The sequence below is a fragment of the Martinezella lusitana genome, assembly GCF_010668395.1.
Taxonomy (GTDB): Bacteria; Pseudomonadota; Alphaproteobacteria; order Rhizobiales; family Rhizobiaceae; genus Rhizobium; species Rhizobium lusitanum_A.
In genome coordinates, this window is record NZ_WUEY01000009.1 from 1 (window position 1) to 21,783 (window position 21,783).

At 59.2% G+C, this 21,783-nt stretch carries 18 protein-coding genes and 2 pseudogenes; 13 read left to right on the forward strand and 7 right to left on the reverse strand.

The genetic code is table 11. The annotated features are described in order from the left end of the window. Window positions 1-353: 353 nt before the first annotated feature. On the reverse strand, window positions 354-713 hold the full coding sequence (locus GR212_RS37130; protein WP_246725823.1) for a hypothetical protein: 360 nt from the start codon (window positions 711-713) through the stop codon (window positions 354-356). A gap of 81 nt (window positions 714-794) precedes the next feature. On the opposite strand from GR212_RS37130, the gene GR212_RS19665 reads away from it, so the two are divergent. Together GR212_RS19665 and GR212_RS19670 are read left to right on the forward strand one after the other, a co-directional pair. Then, window positions 795-983: a hypothetical protein gene (locus tag GR212_RS19665; protein ID WP_163988520.1), complete on the forward strand. Its 189-nt coding sequence runs from the start codon at window positions 795-797 to the stop codon at window positions 981-983. A 169-nt stretch (window positions 984-1,152) separates the two neighbouring features. Further along, window positions 1,153-1,342, forward strand: a pseudogene (locus GR212_RS19670) (DDE-type integrase/transposase/recombinase); the annotation flags it as partial. A 169-nt stretch (window positions 1,343-1,511) separates the two neighbouring features. Here the strand turns inward: GR212_RS19670 and GR212_RS19675 are convergent. After that, complete coding sequence (locus tag GR212_RS19675) at window positions 1,512-2,981, reverse strand: M81 family metallopeptidase (RefSeq protein ID WP_163988522.1); 1,470 nt, start codon at window positions 2,979-2,981, stop codon at window positions 1,512-1,514. Window positions 2,982-3,036: 55 nt separating this feature from the next. Next, window positions 3,037-4,212, reverse strand: a complete 1,176-nt coding sequence (locus GR212_RS19680; RefSeq protein WP_163988524.1) for an alanine racemase — start codon at window positions 4,210-4,212, stop codon at window positions 3,037-3,039. On the opposite strand from GR212_RS19680, the gene GR212_RS19685 reads away from it, so the two are divergent. The 9 genes from GR212_RS19685 (at window position 4,211) to GR212_RS19725 (ending at window position 14,118) form a co-directional block, all read left to right on the forward strand. Further along, window positions 4,211-4,447: a hypothetical protein gene (locus GR212_RS19685; RefSeq protein WP_163988526.1), complete on the forward strand. Its 237-nt coding sequence runs from the start codon at window positions 4,211-4,213 to the stop codon at window positions 4,445-4,447. The two genes, GR212_RS19680 and GR212_RS19685, sit on opposite strands and share 2 nt — an antisense overlap. Window positions 4,448-4,539: 92 nt before the next feature. Continuing rightward, window positions 4,540-5,190 carry a helix-turn-helix domain-containing protein gene (locus GR212_RS19690; protein ID WP_204326665.1) on the forward strand — a complete coding sequence of 217 codons (651 nt, stop codon included), beginning with the start codon at window positions 4,540-4,542 and terminating at the stop codon, window positions 5,188-5,190. A 325-nt stretch (window positions 5,191-5,515) separates the two neighbouring features. Beyond that, on the forward strand, window positions 5,516-7,069 hold the full coding sequence (locus GR212_RS19695; RefSeq protein WP_163988528.1) for an ABC transporter substrate-binding protein: 1,554 nt from the start codon (window positions 5,516-5,518) through the stop codon (window positions 7,067-7,069). A 49-nt stretch (window positions 7,070-7,118) separates the two neighbouring features. Beyond that, window positions 7,119-8,060, forward strand: a complete 942-nt coding sequence (locus tag GR212_RS19700) for an ABC transporter permease (RefSeq protein ID WP_163988530.1) — start codon at window positions 7,119-7,121, stop codon at window positions 8,058-8,060. 15 nt (window positions 8,061-8,075) lie between these two features. Continuing rightward, entirely contained in the window at window positions 8,076-8,957 is an 882-nt protein-coding gene (locus tag GR212_RS19705; protein WP_163988532.1) for an ABC transporter permease, read from the forward strand. A gap of 5 nt (window positions 8,958-8,962) precedes the next feature. Then, window positions 8,963-9,937, forward strand: coding sequence for an ABC transporter ATP-binding protein (locus GR212_RS19710; RefSeq protein WP_163988874.1), 975 nt, complete (start codon window positions 8,963-8,965; stop codon window positions 9,935-9,937). Continuing rightward, window positions 9,937-11,007 carry an ABC transporter ATP-binding protein gene (locus tag GR212_RS19715; protein ID WP_163988534.1) on the forward strand — a complete coding sequence of 357 codons (1,071 nt, stop codon included), beginning with the start codon at window positions 9,937-9,939 and terminating at the stop codon, window positions 11,005-11,007. The genes GR212_RS19710 and GR212_RS19715 overlap by 1 nt, the downstream gene beginning before the upstream one ends. A gap of 54 nt (window positions 11,008-11,061) precedes the next feature. Next, on the forward strand, window positions 11,062-12,621 hold the full coding sequence (locus GR212_RS19720) for a D-aminopeptidase (RefSeq protein ID WP_163988536.1): 1,560 nt from the start codon (window positions 11,062-11,064) through the stop codon (window positions 12,619-12,621). Window positions 12,622-13,017: 396 nt separating this feature from the next. Then, on the forward strand, window positions 13,018-14,118 hold the full coding sequence (locus GR212_RS19725; protein ID WP_163988538.1) for a porin: 1,101 nt from the start codon (window positions 13,018-13,020) through the stop codon (window positions 14,116-14,118). Between the two features lie 85 nt (window positions 14,119-14,203). On the opposite strand, the gene efeB is transcribed toward GR212_RS19725, so the two are convergent. Genes efeB through efeU form a run of 3 tightly spaced genes read right to left on the reverse strand, consistent with a single transcriptional unit; the run spans window position 14,204 to window position 18,295 of the window. Continuing rightward, window positions 14,204-15,448, reverse strand: coding sequence for an iron uptake transporter deferrochelatase/peroxidase subunit (efeB, locus tag GR212_RS19730; protein ID WP_163988540.1), 1,245 nt, complete (start codon window positions 15,446-15,448; stop codon window positions 14,204-14,206). Next, the gene (gene efeO, locus GR212_RS19735) at window positions 15,448-16,668 is read right to left on the reverse strand and encodes an iron uptake system protein EfeO (protein WP_204326666.1); all 1,221 of its coding nucleotides are present in this window, start codon (window positions 16,666-16,668) and stop codon (window positions 15,448-15,450) included. Before efeO ends, efeB begins: the two co-directional genes overlap by 1 nt. Beyond that, entirely contained in the window at window positions 16,655-18,295 is a 1,641-nt protein-coding gene (efeU, locus tag GR212_RS19740) for an iron uptake transporter permease EfeU (protein ID WP_163988542.1), read from the reverse strand. Before efeU ends, efeO begins: the two co-directional genes overlap by 14 nt. A gap of 825 nt (window positions 18,296-19,120) precedes the next feature. Between efeU and GR212_RS37735 the strand changes: the two are divergent. Both GR212_RS37735 and GR212_RS37740 read left to right on the forward strand, forming a co-directional pair. Continuing rightward, window positions 19,121-19,183, forward strand: a pseudogene (locus GR212_RS37735) (hypothetical protein); the annotation flags it as partial. Beyond that, window positions 19,176-19,403, forward strand: a complete 228-nt coding sequence (locus GR212_RS37740) for a transposase (RefSeq protein ID WP_432444386.1) — start codon at window positions 19,176-19,178, stop codon at window positions 19,401-19,403. The pseudogene GR212_RS37735 and the gene GR212_RS37740, both read left to right, overlap by 8 nt. 564 nt (window positions 19,404-19,967) lie before the next feature. Here the strand turns inward: GR212_RS37740 and GR212_RS19750 are convergent. Then, on the reverse strand, window positions 19,968-21,500 hold the full coding sequence (locus tag GR212_RS19750; RefSeq protein ID WP_163988546.1) for a Fic family protein: 1,533 nt from the start codon (window positions 21,498-21,500) through the stop codon (window positions 19,968-19,970). Window positions 21,501-21,783: the final 283 nt, after the last annotated feature.

Consider the following 21,783-nt stretch of genomic DNA (forward strand, 5'->3'; position numbering starts at 1 on the left):
CATATGAAACGTTCTATGTTCGGACATAGGAGCAGACATAGCACTTCACACCAGAACTCATTCATTACTCAGGCACGAATAGATCCTCGGCATAGCCGTCGCCAGACGGGGTTGTTTCATCGCTTACCTATTGTGAAGCTGTTGGATGAGTATATCGAGCCGGTCGACGGAATCTTGACTCATAGCCAACTTCTCTGGAGGTCACTCGGACAGAGCGCCATATATTTGGAGAAGTCCGGGTGCGGCTTGTATGTTTCAGAGCTGGGCTTTGCGCATTGAGTAGGCCCTAGGGGATCTCGGAAATCCTGCCAGCAAGCGGCACCCAGGCCCTCGTGAATAAGCACCGACCTTTATCATTTGCGCTTTCGATTCACCGCATTCGTAGTTGTCGCCGCCTTGGCGGCCGCAGTTTGAGCGTCCCTGGACAGGCGTAAATCTCGAAGCCGCGTGGTCTTCTTATCGCGGGCGACTTTCTGCTCCATGATGAGCGCATAGGCTTCGATATTTGTGATTTCGGCTTTGGTATCGGTTTTGCGGGTCATCCCTGTTAGGTAGAGCACGGCGCTGAAATTGCAATGCCTGATGGCAAAAGTAGGTGAGATCAGCGACTGATTGCTACCCCGTTGAAGTTCACCAGCGCCGGGTCCCGGCTTGGACGAGATTCGTGTGTATCGGTCTGATACGCTGCCTGTGAATATTAATACTTTTGTCACGCAACAATTTGTCACGGTCTTAACCAGGCAGCTTGGCGTTGGTTAGACTTCAGGATCGAATAGTAGTGACAGGAGACAAGCATGATGCTTGAGACTGCAATCCAGCTCGCCGAACATGAAAAGATCACCACTCCTCAAATTGAGGCGGTCATCGCGTGCTTGGATAATTCGCTTCGAGTTGCTAGCGGATATGATCAGCCCGTCCGCCTCGTTGCGTATCGTTCAAAGCGCATTTTTGAGCTCGCGCTCGCGTTACGAGAGGTAGCATAGGAAGGCCGTTTTCGACCTCAATCCCGGCGGGAGCGCACTCGACGAGCGCCGCCGCCGCTCTGGGTCGGACAGCACTTCTATCTTAGGACGGTGACTAGTCATAATGGGCACATTAGCTCGCTCACTCATTAAGTGGGAGATCCTGTCCGGAAATTTATGGGGCCATTACACTCGACCCAATCAGGTCTGGGCGATGGATCTGACGTATATTCCTATGGTGCGGGGCTTCGTCTATCTGTGCGCCGTCCTGGATTGGTTTAGCCGAAGGGTTCTGTCATGGCGGCTGTCGATCACGACGGAAGCCGCTTCTGTATCGAAGCGGTGGAGGAGGCACTTTCCGTCATGGCAAACCCGACATCTCAGCGCGATGTTGGCATCGTCGCGACAAAACCGACAGACATATGAGCAGGCTCCTGACGATGTTGCTCGCAAGAGAGAAGGCGACGGAAGACTTTGCAAAATCACCTTGATCGTGAACGACTGGTCTTCATCGGTGAGACTTGGATCAAGACCGTTGCTTTTTGTGTTTCAACTAGATTCATCAACGAGAAACGGGTTGTCGACTTGCGGCCAGTAGGACTTGCGCAGCCTGGTGAAGGGAATTTTTTCGTAATTGGGTTGGGTTGCACCGGGTGGTGCGCAAAACAGGATACGCCCGGCGATCGGGGCGAAGCCCGCCTGAAAATGATAGTTCGACTTGACGACGACAATTTTCCTGTCCGCCGGATCGAGGCCGAGTGCAACCATGAACTCCGGATGAAAGACCTGGGTCCTGTGGGTGTTGATGATCAGGTCCACGCCGTCGGCGCTAACCCATGCGGCATCGCCGAGCATGCAGGGCATGCCGCCATAGGTCTGCGTCAATCCGAAGCCAATGGCCTTGACCACGACGTCCAGATCGATGGGATCGCCCGAGAAGGGGCCGCATTTGCCACCGACCCTCAGCTTTATCTCCGCTCCGACGCCTGCTTCCGCACAGAAACGGAATGCGATCGGGTCCCAATACATGGCGCTGACGACATCCTTGATACCGCGCTCGAGAACCCGGCGGAGGATGAACGTCGAATCGCCTGGAGCGCCGCCGCCGGCATTGTCCGAGGTGTCGGCAATGACGATCGGGCCGTCCGTTTCGGCAAGGGCCGCATCAAGTGCCTGATCGATCGTCAACGCTCCCCGCCCAAGCTGATCGCGCATGGAGAAAAACTCGAGGCCCAAATCCTTGGCGATGCCGGTTGCGCGATCCGCGTCGCCATCGGTAACGACAAGCATTTTCGCGCCGACATCGGCGACATCGCCATGCGGAAAGCCGTGGCAGAGCGATACCGCAAGAATGCCGTCCTTGCCTTCCATCGCCTTCATGCGGTCGACGAAACCGCGCATCGGCTCTTCCTGCACGCGAAACGTCGCGATCATCCGGCAATCGAAGACGCCCATGCGGGGTCTGATTTCTTTCCTGACGGTTGCGACAAACAGGTCATAGAGCTCACCCGCCACTTCCATGATATCGGTGTGGGGGTATTCCTTGTACGCCTTGATCAGGTCGGCGTTATCGAGCATATCGTCCGTCAGATGGCAGTGGAGATCGAGTTCCACCGCAATCGGCACGCCCTCTCCGACGATCGCCCGCACCCTGGAGAGCAGATCGCCTTCCGTGTCGTCGTAGCCCTGCGCGACGAAAGCGCCGTGCAGGGCGAACATGACACCGTCAACGGGCAGGGCGTTGCGCAAATCCGTGAGGATCTCATCGCGGAAATCCTCGTAAACCTTGCGAACGGTCGTGCCGCCTGGCTCGGCATTGACGCACAGGCTCTCGATGATCGTGTGGCCATCTGCCTCGCCCTTCTGCCGCCAGACATAGAGTTGGCAGGACGGTTCGTTGAGCGGACGGCTGGTCGCATCGCCATGCGCGATGCCGACATCGTCAAAGCTTCGATAGCCGGTCGGGATCGGAACGAACGTATTGGTTTCGGTGTCCATGCCAGCAATGAAGATCCGCATCACGTCTCCGATTTGCAAAAGGTATTTGAAGAGAAGCTCCGGCGATCGCGCTTTCCTAGAGCAATTTGCCTCTGGCATCGATCGGGTATGTTGTGAAGCCCCCATCGCTGTTTCGCATGACGAAACTGTCGGAAAGCGCGACGACGGCGCATGAGTGATTGGGAAAAACCCGCACCCGGCTTCCGACCGAAAGTGTCCGGCCTTCGAGCGGCAGGAAACCATGCTCCTCGGAGAGCTTCGCGACACTGAAGGAAGAAGACTTGCCGCTATCCTCGATCCTGATCGCCCGCCCATAACCGCCGCCGCCCGTGCCATGCGGGCCATGATCGGAACTCAGCGTCTTTGAACCGGCGTCGATGATCGCATAGGTGTCGTTCGTCGCGACGACCGTGGCGACGACCGACAGCGCCAGATCATCGGCGGAAGCAATGCCGAGTCGTACAGCCGTTAGATCGAGAAAGGCGTAATTTCCCGGGCGGATCTCGTCGGTCGCCGGCGTAATCGGGGCACCGAGCGCCGTCGGCGTGGAGCCGGTTGAAACACTAAGATTTGCAACTCCTGACGTCTCCAGCCGCTTGCGCAGCCCAAGGAGATCGATTCCCTCGGCGATCGCGATCTTCTCGATCGCTTCCAGGCTGTTCGCGCCGTAGGAATGTCCGGCATGCGACAGCAGTCCGGCGAATTTGAGCCCTTTCGCCATGATAATTTCCTGTGCGACCTGCAAGGCCATCGCGCTCTGCGGTTTCACGCCGACACGGCCCAGTCCGACATCCACCTTCATGAACACCGGCAGACGCATCTCAGCCGTGGCCGCGGCTTCGTTCAATGCCTTGACCCCGGCTGTATCGCCGGCAATGAAAGCGACGCGCGCATTGGCGTATTTCGCCAGTTGCAGCAGGGGCCCTATGGTGTCGGCGTGGATCACCGGATAGGCCATCAGCACATCCTTGAAGCCGGCTTGCAGAAAAACCTCTGCTTCGCTCGCTTTCGACGCGGTCAGTCCGGCTGCGCCGGCCTCGACCTGGCGGCGGGCAATTTCGATGCTCTTGTGGGTCTTGATGTGTGGCCGCAGGCGCACGCCCGCCTTCTCGGCGATCGACTGCATTTTCGCGATGTTGCGGTTCAGTCGAAATTCATCCACTTCGATGAACGGGGTCGCGCGTTCAGCCGGCAAGGGTCGCGCGAAGCCAGGTTCGGGAGCGTTGAAAGAATTGAAGACTTCATTCGGCATGAAATTCGAACCCGGCATTGTCAATCGCGACGGCCGCCAGAGGCGAACCGCCTGTTCAAATCGAAGAGGTTGGTACCCTGATCGCCCGGATGCGTTTTCCGTGGAAACACCATTGCCCCGCGCCAAGGCTTGCGACGGAAATTGCGACGGCGGGGAGCGTCATGTCAATGAAAATTTCTTTTGCGATAATATTTTTATCAAAGTAAAAATAGCTGGCGGCTTTCGCGCGGGGTAGGCGGTGCTCGGTTTGCTAGATTACAAGCGCCGACGTATAGCGCCTAAAAAGCCAGGCGGTTTTGCGCGGGCGAGACGGTAAGGAGACGACAATTGCGCAATATCAGCGAAGGCGCTGCCCAGCCGAAGACGGATCAGGATTTTGGCGTTCGCGTCAAGGACCTGCGCTCGGCACGCAAATGGACCTTGGAACGGCTTGCCGATATGAGTGGCGTCTCGATCTCGGCGCTGTCGAAGATCGAAAATGGGCAGGTCTCCGCCTCGTTCGACACCATCGTCAAGATCGCTCATGCATTTGGGCTGACATTTGCCGAGCTCTTTGCCTCCAGCGCCATCGATCCCGCGCCCGAGACGCCTTCGATCATCGGGCGCCGGACCTATACCTTCGCAGGCAAGGGCCTGCCTTTCTCGACGGACTATTACGACTACCAGGTTCATTCCGCCGAACTCATCCACAAAGGCATGATCCCGCTGGTCATGACCATAAAGACGAGGGAAGTGCTGCCGCGCAAGGACTGGTCGACACATGACGGCGAGGAGTTCATCTATGTTGTCAGCGGCGTCACGGAGCTGCATACCGCCTATTACGCACCGCTCAAGCTTTCGGCCGGCGACAGCGCCTATATCGACAGCACCATGGCGCATTGCTTCGTGTCGATCGGCGACGAAGATGCGAGGATCCTGTCCATCTGCATGACCGAGCAATTGATGTTCAATGACGTCTCGGTCGGGAACGCTCGCTAACAGGTTCTTCCAGGCGCTTGCGCCGGCTTCCAGGACCACCATCTGCGCTCCATATCGATCGCTCGTCGGATGCGATCGATGATGGTTTCTTGTGCACTGCGCCTACTTTACTATCATAAAATACTTTTTCTTTTAAGAAAATATTTGTTGCCATCGGATAATTCCTCGGTATTTTACCTCTACGAGACAGAGCAACTCGTTACGGGCCGCCGGGAGGGTGGTTCCGTGCGGCGGTCCCTTCCTTTGGGCAATCGCGATCTCAACGTGGACTGTTTCATCCAGAAACTTGGGAGCCGCACAAAGATGCGGCAGCAAAGAGGGAACCATGAACAAGAAACAAAAACTTCTCAGCACCGTCGCGGCGGTTGCTTCGATTGCAACCGGTCTCTTGATGGCCGGCGCGGCAACATCAGCCGATCTTAACCGCGGCGGCGTCTTGACGATGGGCAGGCCGGACGAGCCTTTAACCCTGGATCCCTTCCTTCCATCCGATAACGGCTCGATCTTCGCGATCGCCCAGGTCTGTGAGCCCTTGATTCTGGCGGACAAGGCCGGCACCGGCCTCGAACCGGGGCTGGCATCCTCCTGGACGATATCGCCCGACGGCCTGACTTATGTTTTCACGCTGCGCGACGGCGTCGTCTTCAGCGACGGCAAGCCGCTGACGGCCGAGGACGTGATCTTCTCGCTCAACAAGCAGATGGACCCGTCCGCCTCCTTCGGCTTCGCCTTCGCAGCGGTCAAGACGGTCGAAAAAACGGACGACAAACACGTCACCATCACGTTGAAGACGCCTTATGTGCCGATCCTGTCGGCGCTTTCGCTCTATGCCGCGTCGATCGTGGAAAAGACGGCCTACGAGGCCAGCCCGGAAGCTTTCGGCCTGAAGCCCGTTTGCACTGGCCCGTTCACGGTCGACACCTATGAGCGCGGCAGCCAGGTCGTGCTGAAGGCCAATCCGAAATACTGGGCCATGGGGGACGATGGCAAGCCGCTACCCTATGTCGACAAGATCGTCATGAAATACATGCCGGACGGCAACTCGCGCATCCTTGGCCTGAAGAACGGCGATATCGACGTCGCGTTGCAGCTTCCGCTGAGCCAGGCCTCTTCGGTCAAGGCGACCGACGGGCTTGTCCTCGAAACCGCGCCGTCCTACGCCCTCGATTATATTTATCTCAACCACGCCAAGAAGCCGCTCGACGACAAGCGCATTCGCCTCGCGTTGAACTATGCCACCAATCACGATGCGCTAATGAAGGCCGTCTATTTCGGCTTTGGCGAGGTGCCGAACTCCTTCACGCCCAAGGTCAATTACTGGTCGGCCGATGTGAAGCCGATACCCTACGATCCCGACAAGGCGGCACAGCTGGTCAAGGAAGCCAATTATGACGGCACGCCCATCGAACTCATGGTGTCGTCCGGAAACTCCACCCAGCGCCAGACCGCGTCCATCCTGCAGGCTGCCTGGCAGAAGGCTGGCCTCAAGGTGAACATCGTGCAGTATGAAGGTGCGACCGCCGGCGCGATGATGCGCAAGGGCGACTACCAGGCGCGCGTCAACCTGATCTCGAGCGACATCAACGACAGCGATGAGATCGCCACGCTGCAGACCGATTACTACGGCAGCTCGCATTCCTTCTTTACCTGGTACAAGAACGACGACGTCATCGCGCTTCTCAACCAGGCGCGCGGCGAACTCGATACGACCAAGCGCGCCGCGCTCTACGCAAAGGTGCAGGATATCGTCTACAACGACGGCTACAGCGTACCCCTGAACTTCGTGCCCTTCATCAACGGCTACAAGTCCAAGGTGGAAAACTGGCAAAACATCGCCGTCGGCTGGTGGTGGCTGAAGACGACCCGGATCGCCCCATAAATCTTCAGCGATTGCCTGCCTAGTATCCAGGCAGGCCACGGAGATCCAGATGATCTATTTGCGCTACATTCTCTCGCGTTTGATTGCCGCAATGCCCGTCCTAGTGGCCGTGACGCTGTTCAGCTTCGTTGCGATCAAGCTTGTTCCGGGCGATCCGGTCCGCATCATGATGCGCGACCGCGTCAGCGATGCCGAAGTCGCAGCGATCTATGCCAAGCTCGGCATGGATCGTCCGCTGGTCGTCCAGTACCTGAGCTTCGTCAAAAAGGCGGCGACGGGCGATCTGGGGCAGAGCATCATTCAAAACCAGCCGGTCTCCGCGCTCGTCAGTGAAAGAATCGCGCCGACATTGATGTTGCTTTGCGTCGGGACGATCTTCTCGATCCTGATCGCGCTGCCGATCGGGATTCTCGCCGCGTCGCGCCCCGATACGGTCTTCGATCAGGTCGTGCGCATCATCTGCATCCTCGGCTTCGCCATGCCGCATTTCTGGGTCGGGCTTCTCCTGATGCTCGCCTTCGGCATACAATTGCGGCTGCTGCCGATCTCCGGTTATGGGGCAAATTTCCCCGAACATCTCGCGCATATGATCTTGCCCGGCCTGACGATTGCGCTGTTTCTCGGGCCCGTCCTCATCCGAACGCTTCGCGCCTCGATGATCGAGGTGTTGACCACGGATCAGATCGAAGTGGCCCGCGCCCGCGGCCTGCCGAGCTGGCGCATTCTCGGCAAACATGCGCTACGCAACGCGCTCATCCCGACGCTCACAGTTCTGGCGGTCAACATCAGCTGGCTCGTCAGCGGCGCGGTCGTTATTGAATCGGTGTTTGCCCTGCCTGGCCTTGGCTCCCTTCTCATCCAGGCCGTGAGCTTCCGCGATTATCCGCTGATCCAGGGCCTGTCCGTCGTCCTTGCTGTTACCACCGTGGGCATCAATCTCATCGCTGATCTCAGCTATGCCCTCGTCGATCGACGCGTTTTACGGGACTGACATATGAGCAACTCCATGGATAAAGTCGGGCCATCCGCGTCGCCGGTCATCGAGGCATGCCAGGTCGTCATCGCCGAGGTCAGGTCTTGGCCGATGACGCTGAAGATCGGCAGCGTGCTGTTTCTGATCCTGGTCATTGCCGCGATCGCCGCCCCGGTGGTCGCACCTTACGACCCCGATCTCCAGGATTTCGACGCGATCATGGTGCCGCCGAACTTTCAGCATCTGTTCGGCACAGACAATATCGGTCGCGATATATTCTCGCGCGTGCTGTTTGGCGCACGGATCGATCTTCTCTCCGGATTGATCATGACCTATGTGCCGATGGCCTATGGCGTGCTGATCGGGGCCTATGCCGGCTACCGGGGCGGTTTCTTCGACTCGATGATCGCCATGATCATCAATATCGTCATCGCCTTTCCCTTCCTTGTCGTCATCATCATCGTGATCGCCGTCGCCGGACCCGGCCTTCAGAACATCTATATCGCCGTGTTCCTGGGATCGTGGACGATGTATGCGCGGCTAGCACGCGCCGAAATGCTGGTGGAGCGCAACAAGGACTATGTCCAGGCGGCCAAGGTGCTCGGTTTCCCTACCAGCCGCGTGCTGCTCCTGCACGCGCTTCCGAATACGATCGGATCGGCGGTCGCCTTTTCCATGTCCGACTTCGTTCTCAACATCCTGATGCTCGCCGGCCTGAGCTTCATCGGCTTCGGGGCGCAGCCGCCGATGCCCGAATGGGGTGCGATGATTGCCGAAGGCAAGGAATTCATCCTCGATGCGTGGTGGATCTGTGCCATGCCGGGCCTCGTTGTCGTCTATGCGGGAGCGGCACTAAGTCTCATCGGCGACGGCCTTGCGACGCGGCTCGGTGTCAGCGGCGGAGGACATAAATGATGAACATGGATGCGACTACAGCGACACCGTTGTTGGATATTGAAGGCCTGAGTGTCCGTTTCGCCAAGGGGCGGGTGCTTGCCAACGACAATATCAGCCTGACCGTCCTGCCGGGCGAAACCCTCGGCATCGTCGGGGAGTCCGGCAGTGGCAAATCGGTATTGTGCCGTGCCGTGCTCCGGCTTCTCGGTGCGAACGTGACGGCCCGCCGTCTCGCCTTTCAGGGACAGGACCTCCTCTCCCTGTCGGAGCGCGAGATGAGGCGATTGCGTGGCTCGGGGATCTCGATGATCTTCCAAAGCCCGATGAGCAGTCTCGATCCGGTATGGTCGATCGGCGATCAGATCATGGAAACCCTGCGTCTGCACCGGCGCCTGAATGGGCCGGCCGCCCGCAAGGAGGCGATCGCATTGCTTGAGAAAGTCGGCATTCCGTCGGCGGCGCGGCGCGTGGACGAATATGCCCATCAATGGTCCGGCGGCATGCTCCAGCGCGCCGTCATTGCGCTTGCGCTCGCGGGCAAGCCGAAGCTGATGCTTGCCGATGAGCCGACCACTGCCCTCGACGTCACGATCCAGGACCAGATCCTTTCTCTTCTGCTGAGTCTGCAGGCCGAGACGGGAATGGCACTTGTCCTTGTATCTCACGACATGGGCGTGATTGCCGAGACATGTGATCGGGTCGCCGTGATGTATGCCGGCCGCATCGTCGAGACGGCGCCTGTGAGGCAGATCTTCGACGAGCCGGCGCATCCCTATACCCAGGGCCTCCTCAATTCCATGGTGCATGTCGAAGGGCCTATCCAGCGTCTCACGCCAATTCCTGGACAGCCGCCGGATCTGACCATGCTGGGGCAGGGCTGCGCATTTGCGCCGCGATGCGCCCGGGCCACGAATGATTGCGTGGAGAAGGTCGTGCCGCTTGCCAGTATCGGTCCAGATCGCAAAACCGCCTGCATTCATCGGGGAGCAACGCACTAATGGTGGCTGCAGATCGGAATAGGGTGGCGACCGTCGCGGACGGTTTGAAGGATGCCGAAGACATGCACGACGTCGCAACGAAACCCGCAAAGACCGTCGCGCGGCTTGCTGTGGATCGGCTTTCCGTCGAGTTTCGCGGAAATCACACGATCGCCTCCATGCTGAGGGGCGAACAGCCGGGCAAGGTCCGTGCCGTCGATAAGGTGAGCTTTGAAATCGCCCCGGGCGAGACGCTTGGGCTGGTGGGTGAAAGCGGCAGCGGCAAGACGACGGTCGGCCGAACCTTGCTCGGTCTCAATAAACCGTTCGACGGCAGGATGCTGCTCGACGGCGACGATCTGGCAACCCTGACGGACCAGCAGAAAAAGCAGTTGCCGCGCAAGATCCAGATGGTTTTCCAGGATCCTTACGGATCTCTCAATCCGAGGCGCACCGTTCGCCAGACGCTCGCCGAAGTCTTGTCTTTTCACGCGATAGTCCCACCCGAGGACGTACAGGAAGAAGTGTCCCGGCTCATGTCGCTCGTGGGGCTGTCGCCAACCCTTGCCGAGCGTCGTCCGCGCGGCCTCTCCGGAGGCCAGCGGCAGCGCGTCGGCCTGGCACGGGCACTTGCGGTCCGGCCTTCGGTTCTCGTTCTCGATGAACCCGTGGCTGCCCTTGATGTCTCGATCCAGGCTCAGGTTCTCAATCTTCTCGAGGACTTGCGCGGCCAGCTCGGCCTCACCATGCTGTTCATTGCGCATGAGCTCGGCGTGGTTAGGCATATCTCGGACCGGGTCGCCGTCATGTACCTTGGGCATGTGATGGAAATCGGCACGACCGAAGAGATATTCTCATCAGCGAAGCACCCGTACACGGTCAGCTTGCTGAAAGCGATGCCGCGCCTCGTCCCCGAGAAGCGTAATAGGCCGCCGGTCCTGCAAGGCGAAGTGCCGAGCCCGTTTGCCATTCCGACCGGATGTCGTTTCCGCACCCGGTGTCCGGCCGCCCAGGCCATATGCGAAACAGAACCGCCGATGGCGGCGCTTAGCGATACCCATTCCGCGTCGTGTCACTTCGCGACGCGTTAGACGCGCTTCGCAACGAGAAAACCGATTGTAACCAGTCATTTTTGAGGTCGCTTCATGTTCAACACCGGAAATGCCGTTCTGGACGAAGTCCTACGCTCCATCCCCTCCGAGTATCGCGGTCCCGGTGGCGCCTTCGCTGTCCTTAGGAACGGCGAGGTTCTTGCGCGCCACGCCTGGGGCTATGCCGATCTGGAACGACATATTCCGATGACCGTTGAAACGCTGATGCCGATGTGCTCCATCAGCAAGGAGTTCACCTGCGCCGCTCTGCTGGAGGTGCTGGGTGATCCTTCCGTGCTGGATGAGGCAGTTCGGCGCTATCTGCACCTGCTCGATGGCGCAGTGCCCCGCGCCGCCGACCTCTGCAACAACCAGTCCGGTCTTCGTGACTATTGGGCGCTGACGGTTTTGTCCGGTGCCTCGCCACAAGGCGAATGCCGGGCGGGGGACGGCAAGCGGCTCCTCTCCCAGGCCCGCACAACGCATTTCGATCCCGGCTCTCAATATTCCTATTCCAATGGAAACTTCCGCATCCTGTCGGACCTCATAGCGGACCATACCGGGCGGCCGCTCGGCGAGTGGGTCAAGGAGCGCATTTTCGCACCCGCGCAAATGAAGACCGCACAATGGTGCGAGGAATCGAGCGAATTCCCGGGAGATGCCGTGGGCTATGAGGGCAGCATGGCGACCGGCCATTTCCCGGCGGTCAATAAAATACACCTGTCGGGCGATTCCGGCGTCAATGCCTCGTTGGAAGATATGATCGCCTGGGAGCGTTTCGTGGACGCGACACGCGACGACGAAAACAGCATCTACGGCCGCATCTCAAGAGCGACGACGTTTTCCGACGGCAAACCCGCATGCTACAGCTTTGGTCTGCGGCACATGAACTTTCATGGCGTTGCGATGACCGGCCATGGTGGTGCGTTGCGTGGATGGCGCCTGCAGCGGCGATACGCTCCGTCCGAACGTCTTTCTGTCGTCGTCATGTTCAACCACGAGGTTTTCGCACCCGAAGCCGCCGACAAGATCACTGCAGCGGCGCTCGGCATCAAGCCGTCGCAGCCGAAGCAGACCGCGATCGATCCGTTATGGCTCGGCAACTATCTGGATGACGAGACCAAGCTGTCTCTGACGGTGAGCATGGCAGGCCCGGGTAAGCTCAAGGCGCGTTTCGCGACAGCGCCCGATATCATGGAACTGGACGACGAAGATACCGCACGCTCGCGGCTGATGACCCTGACGCGAACGGGCGAGGGCATTCGGCTGGAACGTCCTGACGAAAACCTTGTCGCCACGATGCGAAAGGTCGGCGGGGAAGCAAAAAGGGATATCGAAGGACGATATTATTCGGCCGAACTCGACGCCGAACTGGTCTGCGAAGATGCCGCAGGCGAAATGTACGTCGCCTTCGAAGGCTTCCTCGGCAAGGGAGCGATGCAGCCGATTTACGCGATCGGTCCCGATGTCTGGATCATGCCAAACGAGCGCGCCATGGACTCTGCTGCTCCAGGCGACTGGACCGTCGTCTTCGGTCGAGGCGGTGATGGTGGCATCGAGAGATTGACGATCGGCTGCTGGCTTGCTCGGAAGGTGATTTTCGAGAAGCGTTGAAAACGGATAGTCATATGATTGGCGCCAGTTCTCGGTTGGTTTGACTTAAACTCCGATCGACCACTCGCTGGGGTTGGTGCCGCGTGGCCTCTCTGTGTGATCTGACCCTCACTCCGATCAATTTGACCCGTATGTTTCCCCGGGCCTGTCGACCATCCGGGAATACCCTGGGGCGAGGCCTTGCCTCGAAGGGTTCAAACGCCTGCTTCAAACGACTTTGGCAATAGGTTGTAAACAGCTGCCTAGAATTTGAAAAGTCGCCCTTGAAAAACATGATAAAAAGAGTCAGGTATTTATTGCGTGCTCCCGCTTCACGCCCCTTGGGACTCATAAGGATCAGCCTGAGCCGCCATCTGATGGCGAGATTTCCGGCGGGTCGACAACAGAGGATTTTTAATGAACATCAAGAGCCTTTTTCTCGGCTCCGCCGCAGCGCTGGCAGTCGTCTCTGGCGCTCATGCGGCTGACGCCATCGTCTCCGCAGAACCGGAGCCGCTCGAATATGTGCGCATTTGCGATGCGTATGGAACCGGCTATTTCTACATTCCCGGCACCGAAACCTGCTTGCAGATCGGCGGCATGGTCCGCACAGAAGGTCAGTGGTATGACGCCTATACCGCCAGGAGCAAGGTCGGCACGAAATGGTACAACCGTACCGAACTGAATGTGAATACGGCAACCGACACGGAATATGGCCCGCTGAAGACGCAGACGGTGTTTCGATGGGAATGGAACGACGGCGGCGACACCGAAGCCAAGCTGCTCTGGGCTAATATCACCTTGGGCGGCTTCCTCGTCGGCAAGCAGGATTCGCAGTATAATCTCTATGCAGGCTATGCCGGCGATGTCGTCAACGATGACGCGATCTACGACGGTCCGAATGAACTCAACCAGTTAACTTACACTTATGATGCCGGCAACGGCTTCACGGCGGTCGTGTCGCTGGAAGATTCCAACTCGTCCGATGACGAGGACAGCTACGGCGGTGCGTGGCGCACCTCGAAGGCCAATCACTACGCACCCAACGTTGTCGCCGGTTTCGGTTACACGACCGGCACGATTGGCTTCAAGATCGTCGGCGGTTATGACTCCATTGTCGAGGAAGGCGCCATCAAGGCGCGCATCGACGCCAAATTCGGCGGCGTGGAAGCCTTCCTGATGGGCGGCTGGAACACCAATGGCGACAAGCTCAACCAGTATGCCGGTTCGAACCAGGACGAATCTGCCTGCACGACGGCCGACGGGGTTGTCCACGGTGCGAAATGCGGCTGGGGCGATTGGGCTGTCTGGGGCGGGGTCGGCGTTCCGATAAACGACAAGCTGAAGTGGAACCTGCAGCTTGCCTACACCGACTCGAAGATTTTCGAGGCAACCACGAACGTCAAGTTCAATCCGGTCAAGGATCTGCTGATCATGCCGGAATTGACCTATATGCATTATGACTTCATCAACGACGACACGGTCGCCGGCGTGCTTCGCTTCGAACGAACTTTCTGAGCTGATGGTAAGAGCCGGAGGCCGAGGCCTCCGGCTTTATGACGGCAAGTGAATTCCGCTGATGATAGTGTGCAACTCGCAGCCGCTACGTGAACATCTCCTGAGCAATATATGAGCCTTTGCGAGGCGCCGGAGGAACGAAAAAGATTCCCGAGCCGATATGGGATATGTATTCGTTGAGGGCGTCCGAAGCGCCAAGCTTCTCCTGGATCGTCTCGAAATGGGCAGGATCGTTCTGGTAGGAGATGAAGAGCAGGCCGGCATCGAGCAGGCCGATTTCGTTGATGCCGTCGGTGTAGTTGTAGGAGCGGCGCAGTATCCTGAGCCCGTTGTTGTTTTCATGCGCGGCAAGCCGGATATGCGCGGTCGCGGGGATCACGAGGTTTCCGCCCGGATCCTGTTTCCGGAAGTCCGGCGTATCAAATTCTTCGGCGCCGGTCAGCGGTGCACCGGAAACCTTGAAACGGCCGAACACATTGTTCTGATCTCCGATCCGGTCGGTATCCCAGTTCTCGATGTGCATCTTGATCTTCCGCACAACCTGATAGGTGCCGTTCCGCTGCCACGACGGTCCTCCCTCCTTGAGCCAGATGAATTTTTCAAAATCGGCCTCTTCAATGATATTGCGCGTGCCGTCCTTGAATCCCAGAAGGTTGCGCGGGGTCGTTTGTCCCTTGCCGGCAGAAGCACGACCGAAGCCCATGACCGTCCAGCGCGTTGCCGCCGCACCCGTGTCCTTAGCAATGCGGGCAAGGTCGCGGACGGCATGGTAGGCAACCTGAGGATCGTCGGCACAGGCCTGGACCGATAGATCGCCGCCAGTAAGCTCCGGTTTCAGATCGTCGCTGGGAAGTTGCCGCAGATTGCGCAGCAAGGGAGGCTTCTGGTCGGCTAGGCCATAGGTATCCGTGAAGACCTTCGGGCCGAGCCCGACGGTCACAGTCAGGGAGGCCGGACCGAGGTCCAAGGCCTCACCGGTATCGAAGCCTGTGGCGTTGGGCCGTGACGGCTCCACTTGGCCGATGGTTCCGCCCTGCATCAACTGGGCGATGGCCCCGGACCAGCGCGCCAGCAGAACCTGGAGATCCCTGCGCAGTGGCGAGGTCAGGTCGAAGGTCATGTAGAAGATGTGGCGCTGGGGTGGCGTGCGAATGCCAGCTTGTCCGACCTCGCCATAAAAGTCATATCGCCGGTTCAAGTCGAGCATGTCGCCCGCATCCGTGGCCGCCGTGGCTGAGGCGGTAGCCGATACGGCTGTGCCGATGGTGCTCGCGGCCGCTCCCAGGAGCAGGCCGCGGCGCGATAAGCGATTATTGTTACCAGACCCCATCAGTGCGCGGTTGCCACTTTTTCGGCAATTTTTGATAGTGGCTCCTGGAGTGCCTGGATGCTCTTGCTGAGTTTCGCGGCGTCAGACGCCTTCAGTTCGGCGGTATAGATCTTGTAGCCTCCAGAGACGCTTGGGTCGCGGTAATCCTTGAGCAGCGACAGGACGTTGGCAAACTGGGCGTTTACCTGTTTGGTGAGATCGGTATCGATCTTCTCCATACCAGGCTCTAGGAAGGCGAAAGCCTGCTGCGCCCCCTCGACATTGCCGGCGAAATCCACGAGGTCGTAGTGGCTGAAGGCTTCTTCTTCACCCGAAACCTTGTTGCTCTGCACCTCTTCGAGCAGGTCGGCCGCGCCATTGGCGAGATCCTCAGGCTTATACTCAAGGGTCTTTACCAGCTCGGCGAGCTTTTTGACGTTCTGCTGCAGTTCGCCAGCCAGCGTCTTGGTCTCGTCGGTGATTTGGCCCTTTTCAAAAAGGTCGCGCTCGATGGCGTGGAAGCCGTGCCAGCCAACCTTGTCGTCCAGGTTGGAGGCGCGCATGTCGATCAGGTAGTCGAGGTTGCCGGCATCGTCGGTTGCCTTGAAGCCAGGCAGCACGAAGCCGTCGACATCGGATTCGATGCGTTCATAGAAGGGTCGGGCCAACGGATAGTCGGCCTTGGCCTTGGCAAGGTCTCCGGCGTCGATATCCGTTTTCAGTTTATCGACTGCGGTCACCATGGCGTCAACGACGCCGGTTACGTAGCTTGCGTAGCCCTTGGTGCTGTCGGCCAGAATATCAGCTGTACTGCCCGCAGGCTGGGGAGCCGCCGCGCCGGTGACTTTGAACTCCACCATTTCCTGCTTCGCGCCGGGGCAATAGACCTGATAGGTGCCGCCGCCGAGGGTTACTGTGAAACTGACGGTCGGTAGTCCGGGCGCCAGGTTCTCCTTCTCGCCGAGGATGCGGTTGTTGCTCTGAAGTTCGATTTCTGTGATCGCCGTGGCGGTCTTATTGGTCACGGCGAAGGTGATCGGGCCGGCGTTGGCCGTGGCGTGGTCGAGGCTGCAGGTGCCGCCGTCGTCACCCGTCAGCGTGATTGCGACCTGCGCGGCGCCGTTCGTTACCGGTGCAGTGTCGTCTGCTGCGGCACTCGAATAGACGCCGGAAGCGAGCGCCAGAAGTGCCGTCAATCCGCTTGTCGTCATCAGGGTCCGTCTCGAGTTAATGCGCGGCATGTGTTGCTCCTTTTACGGTAGATTTGCCGGCGCCATGGCCGGGATTTGAATTGGGACAGTCGGGCGCCTCAGCCCGGCGGCGCAGCCGGACGATGGTGCGGCCAGCGAAAGCAGCCAGTACGATAGCGGCGACGGCAAGAGCGAGCGGCAGTTGTACGGCCCAGAAGGCACGCTCCGCCTTGGCCGCAGTCAAGGCGCCGAGTGCAGCAGCGACCTTATCGCGATAGGACGCCGAAACCTGCCAGTCGCCGGCAGCAATATCGTCGTCGGTATCGCGAACCGCCAGAGTGCGCGATGTCTGGAGACCGCCACCGGAAAGGGTGACAACGGTCGTGCCGCTCTGGGTGGCGTCGAGCAGCACACCGTTCGTCACCCACACCTTGACCGAACGATGAACCGACCAGCCAGCCATGAAGGGACCGGGATGCCGCGCCGGACTGAAACCGACCGGTATACGTCCGCCGGACAGCGCGACGAGCTGATCGAGTGTCAAGCTGGATGGTGCATGCGGCGGCGGGCTCGCATCGGTGATCGTCCAGGCAGACGTCTGTGTGCCGTCATGCAGTTCGTGCCGCGCGTCCTCTGACGGAAGTGATAAGTTGAGATCCGCCGATCCACTAGCAGCGACCTTCAATACGGGCGCCGAACCGCCCTGTCCATTCTCCAGCCGTACCGTCCCGATCGGTTGAGCGGATGTGCTCGAAACGATCGGCGCCTCGACGGGGAGCTGCGCATGCGGAGTGGGATAAAGCGTGGCGAGACCGAGGGCCAGCGTGGCGAGCGCTGCTGCCCCCACAAGCCGCAATCTTGCTGTCATGCGCGCCTCGATGCGCATGGATGCGGGCCAATAGATGAACAGGGCGACAGGAACAAGATATGCAAGCCAGCCGAGGACTTCGATCAGCCGCGGGTCAGCGGGGATGCCGAGTACACCCGTGACGAGGGCCGAGCGGACGGTGCCTGGCGCAACGAGCCAGGCAAGGTTGACCGTTGGCTGCTGGCCGGCGTTCAGCCAACCCGCCTCGTGTGCTGCGCGCAATGCGCTGATCACCAGTCCTGCGGCAACAAGGACGAGGAAGGCACCCGTGAAGCGGAAGAACCGCGACAGATTGATCCTGATCCCACCGATATAGATGCCCCAGCCGATGACAACCGCCAGAGCGAGGCCGATGATTGCACCTGCGGCGGCCAATACCGCCGACTGCGCGGCCGAAAATGTCGCGAGCAGGAACACGCTGGTCTCGAAGCCCTCCCGCAGAACGGCGAGAAAGGCCATGCCGACCAGCGCATAGGCGCCGCCCTGGCTTAGCGCTTCGTTAGCCTCTGCTTCGAGATCGTGCTTGAGACCGCGAGCATGGCTGTTCATCCATGCGATCATGCCGGTCACGAAGAAGACGGCAATGGCTCCGATAACGCACTCCATGCCCTCCTGACTGGCCTGCGGCAGCGCCTGTTCGACCAGTTCGAGGCCGATGCCGACAGCGACCGACAGCAGCACGGCAAGAGCCACGCCTAACCACATGGCCGAAAGCGATTTGCCGTTTTTCCGCAGGAAGGCCGCGATGATGCCGACGATCAGCGATGCTTCCAGCCCTTCCCGAAGGCCAATGATGAGCGTCGCTAGCATCAAGACACCGCGACCGGCTCAAGGTGATCCTTCCGGAACCCCATGAAACCGGATGAAGACGTAGAATTACTGGCATTTCCGCTTTTGCGCTGGCTTCTTGCAGCCCAATGCACAGCCTCGATATTTTTAATCTTCGCAGTCATTTGGCATCACAATCACCTGCCAACGCTTCCGGTGGCCCGTGCTCAAACCCGAATGCGGTGATCTTAACCCGCCAGAAAAAGCCTGCAATGACAATGATTTATAGTGATTCTAATGTCGATGTTTGCCAAACGAAAACATGGCTTTTGCGATCAACTTTAGTGTCTGATTTTGTTAGGTTCCTTGGACAATCCAAGTGCGTTTCTTCGGCCCAGCCGTGCGACGAAACGTCGCCATGCGTCTTTTAGATGATCACGGATGATAGTGAAGCTGTTTTCTCTATTTGGCGTGGTGAGGTCAAGCGCGACGCCACGACACTGGCGAAGATGCACCGCGCTGGCGACCTGATCTCAGTATGGATGCCGGACGCTCAGCTTGAGGCGGTACGCGACCTGGTTCGCGCCAGGGAGACATCCATGTACCAGCGCAACAAGGCTCGCCAAGCCCTGTCCAGCTTCTTGCACGCCAAGGCTATCGCTACGGTGGAAGGAGCGCCTGGACTGTGGCCTATTGGCGCTGGTTGGCTACGATCCAGCTTGAGCATCCCGCCCAGCATGTTGATATGCAGGAGTATATTCATCACGATCCAGGAGGCCGATGCCCGTCATGACCGGCTCGTAAAGCAGATCGAGGCTGCGTTTCCAGCATGGACATTGGCTCCTCCTGGTCATCGCGCTCCAGGCGATGCGCGGCGTTGCTCAGATCACCGCAGCTACGATCGTCGCGGAGATCGGCGACCTTGGTCGCTTCGACACGTCCGCCGGCTCATGGCGTATCTCGGGCTCGTACCTGCGAGCATTCCAGCTGTCCGAAGATCCGGCGTCGTGGCATCACCAAGGCCGGAAATGCCCGAGTCCGTCGGCTGCTAGTCGAGAGCGCATGGACTTATTGTCGTTCTCCGCGCGTCAGCGAGGAGATGCAGCGTCGTCAGGAGGGGCTTGACCTCTCCATCGTGAAGATCGCCTGAAAGGCGCAGTTGCGACTGCATAACGGCTATTGCATGATAGCTGGTTGGCTTCATCTGGGCGATTGGTCAAGCGATCGGCCCTGCTTCGCCCGCCGCAGCATGATGCGTCGACCATCCCGATTGCTGTGCAGCATTGTGGGCGGGGCCTGTTAGGAGAATTCGCGGCCCGCTTCTTCAGGCCGGTTTTACCGACGCCCGTCCGTTGGCAGAGGAAGCTCCGAGGCGAACACCGTGGTCCTGCGGTAGCCAACCCGCGCATGAGTGACTGATCCACCGTCGTTTCGAGCTCCGCCTCCAACCCTGCACAGCAATCTATATTATTTTTACGTCCGTCCGAGCTGCGGAGTGCTTTGTCATACCTCGAGCCTTGACAAATGGACATGAGAGAAGGGGTCGACCGAGACCGTGGCTCGGCCGCAGGAGAAGGCTTTCCCCACAAGCAGCCGCCAATTGCTCATATAGACATGAGCAAGCTCCATAATTTTGCTCATACATGAGTGAGTGGCGTTCGATGCGGGTGATTACGCGCCCTCACTCGTGAAGCGCTACTGCGGTGAAAGCAGATCAGAGGTTCGCGTAAATCGCTTCGATCCGCATGGCCTCATCATCGGTAAAGCCCGCAAATTCCTTTTCGCGAGCCCGCTTCGACAGCCTGCCGCCGTTCTGCCGAAGGAAACGGTAGAGGAGATCCAGCACCCGATCCGGCATTTCGATCATGTCTTTCACCTGCGCCTTGAAGCTATCATAGCTTTTGAGGAACGCGGTTTCGGCAGGCAGGTCTATGTCGATTGTGCGTGCAACGCATTCGAACAGAAACTCGGCATGGGGCGTGGCGTCGAAATAGCGATAGAAGTCGGCGGTCTCGTTCAGGACCTCGACATTGCCCTGATTGGTCGCGCGCCAGCGGACAAGCGGCAGTATGCGCCGCGAATAGCTTTCCAGAACACGCCGGTAGTCGTCGATCCGGTCGAGGATCACGGCCGATATGGGAAAAACCAGTCCCGGCGGATTGAACTCGCGCTCCGCCAGAACGTGATGGATGAGATAGCGGTGGAGACGACCATTCCCATCTTCGAACGGGTGGATATAGACGAAGCCGAATGCGAGGGCGGCGGCGGCTAGAATGACGTCGAGGTTCGGCGCGGCCTGACGGTCGAACGCGGTCAGGCCATCAACCAGCGCGGGCAAATCCTCGTGGCGCGCGCTGATGTGGTCGGGAATGGGTGAACCGTCGAGCCGGTCATGCTCGCCAACGAACCCGCCCTGATCGCGCAATCCGAGATGGACGAAACGAGCGTCGCCGATGACGATCCGTTGCAGACGTTCCAGTTCAGCGCGATCGATCGGATAGCGGCCGGCTTGGCCGATGACCTGCCCCCAGCGCTGGATTCGATCCCGGGGCGGGTCTTCGCCTTCGATCTGAAAGCTCGATCGTGAGTCCTTGAGAAGCAGGAAGGCCGCGGTTCGGGCCAACAGATCGGCAGGCACGTCCGCGACAATCCGGCGCGCTTCGGCGCCAAGATCGCGGGCGACGAGCTGCTCCAGCAGCGGCGTGCGGAAAATGAGCGGGCAGAACGCGGGCGTTCCGGGCAGATTGTTCTTCACCCGATGGCGCGAGGATGTCGTTCCCTCGGCGGCCCATTGCTGATCGGGATCGACGACCAGAGCATAGGCGCCGTTTGTCGCATCGGGCAGATCAAGCCGGGCAGCGAGCAGCCATTCGTAGAGGAACCAGATGCGGCGGGTGTAGATGCTGGTGGGGGCCGCGCGGACAATCCCGGCGATCGGCTCCGGTCCGGTCGCCTGAAACAGGGTTTTCAGGACGGCGAGGTCGAGCCCTTCGTAGCGCAGGGCGAAGGTGAGATGGCCAATCAGGCTGGCATCTGGTCGGTGTCGCGGTGTATAGAGCTTCCAATCGTCGGCTTCATAGACCTTGTGGCGTGGGCCGATGGCGGCAAGGCGGATCGGGATCGGCGCCGCTAGACCGAAGGCGTCAATCAGGGCAGCATAGCCGACCGGAACGGCCGCTTCCGGCAGCGGCCGTCCATGAAAAGCTGGTACGCTCTCTGAAAAAGGCTTCCTCTGCCCCTGTTCCATGAATTTCAATACCGATCTACGAAATGTCGTACTAAATCGATACTTCTCATGAGAAATAATAACATTCAACGAATTTCGGTGAAATCGGCCTCTCGGGCCCGTCGCAACGACAGGAGCAGGATATGAAGATGCGGCCAACGCGCAAGCATCCTGATAGCCACATGAGGTCAAAACTACGACCACGCAGCCATGAGGCTAAGGAACCTATGCCACGCTGGCCCCGTTTCCTTGGTTGATCGCATGTCGGCGCGAGCAAGCCGGGCTCGCGCGTCTCCGACCGTTA

Bases quoted from the DNA above. Each gene is read 5' to 3' on its own strand.
- GR212_RS19665 (WP_163988520.1), top strand. From the start codon at position 795: ATGATGCTTGAGACTGCAATCCAGCTCGCCGAACATGAAAAGATCACC.
- GR212_RS19675 (WP_163988522.1), bottom strand. From the start codon at position 2,981: ATGCGGATCTTCATTGCTGGCATGGACACCGAAACCAATACGTTCGTT.
- GR212_RS19685 (WP_163988526.1), top strand. From the start codon at position 4,211: ATGAAATTCGAACCCGGCATTGTCAATCGCGACGGCCGCCAGAGGCGA.
- GR212_RS19680 (WP_163988524.1), bottom strand. From the start codon at position 4,212: ATGCCGAATGAAGTCTTCAATTCTTTCAACGCTCCCGAACCTGGCTTC.
- GR212_RS19695 (WP_163988528.1), top strand. From the start codon at position 5,516: ATGAACAAGAAACAAAAACTTCTCAGCACCGTCGCGGCGGTTGCTTCG.
- GR212_RS19700 (WP_163988530.1), top strand. From the start codon at position 7,119: ATGATCTATTTGCGCTACATTCTCTCGCGTTTGATTGCCGCAATGCCC.
- GR212_RS19705 (WP_163988532.1), top strand. From the start codon at position 8,076: ATGGATAAAGTCGGGCCATCCGCGTCGCCGGTCATCGAGGCATGCCAG.
- GR212_RS19710 (WP_163988874.1), top strand. From the start codon at position 8,963: ATGGATGCGACTACAGCGACACCGTTGTTGGATATTGAAGGCCTGAGT.
- GR212_RS19715 (WP_163988534.1), top strand. From the start codon at position 9,937: ATGGTGGCTGCAGATCGGAATAGGGTGGCGACCGTCGCGGACGGTTTG.
- GR212_RS19720 (WP_163988536.1), top strand. From the start codon at position 11,062: ATGTTCAACACCGGAAATGCCGTTCTGGACGAAGTCCTACGCTCCATC.
- GR212_RS19725 (WP_163988538.1), top strand. From the start codon at position 13,018: ATGAACATCAAGAGCCTTTTTCTCGGCTCCGCCGCAGCGCTGGCAGTC.
- efeB (WP_163988540.1), bottom strand. From the start codon at position 15,448: ATGGGGTCTGGTAACAATAATCGCTTATCGCGCCGCGGCCTGCTCCTG.
- efeO (WP_204326666.1), bottom strand. From the start codon at position 16,668: ATGCCGCGCATTAACTCGAGACGGACCCTGATGACGACAAGCGGATTG.
- efeU (WP_163988542.1), bottom strand. From the start codon at position 18,295: ATGCTAGCGACGCTCATCATTGGCCTTCGGGAAGGGCTGGAAGCATCG.
- GR212_RS19750 (WP_163988546.1), bottom strand. From the start codon at position 21,500: ATGGAACAGGGGCAGAGGAAGCCTTTTTCAGAGAGCGTACCAGCTTTT.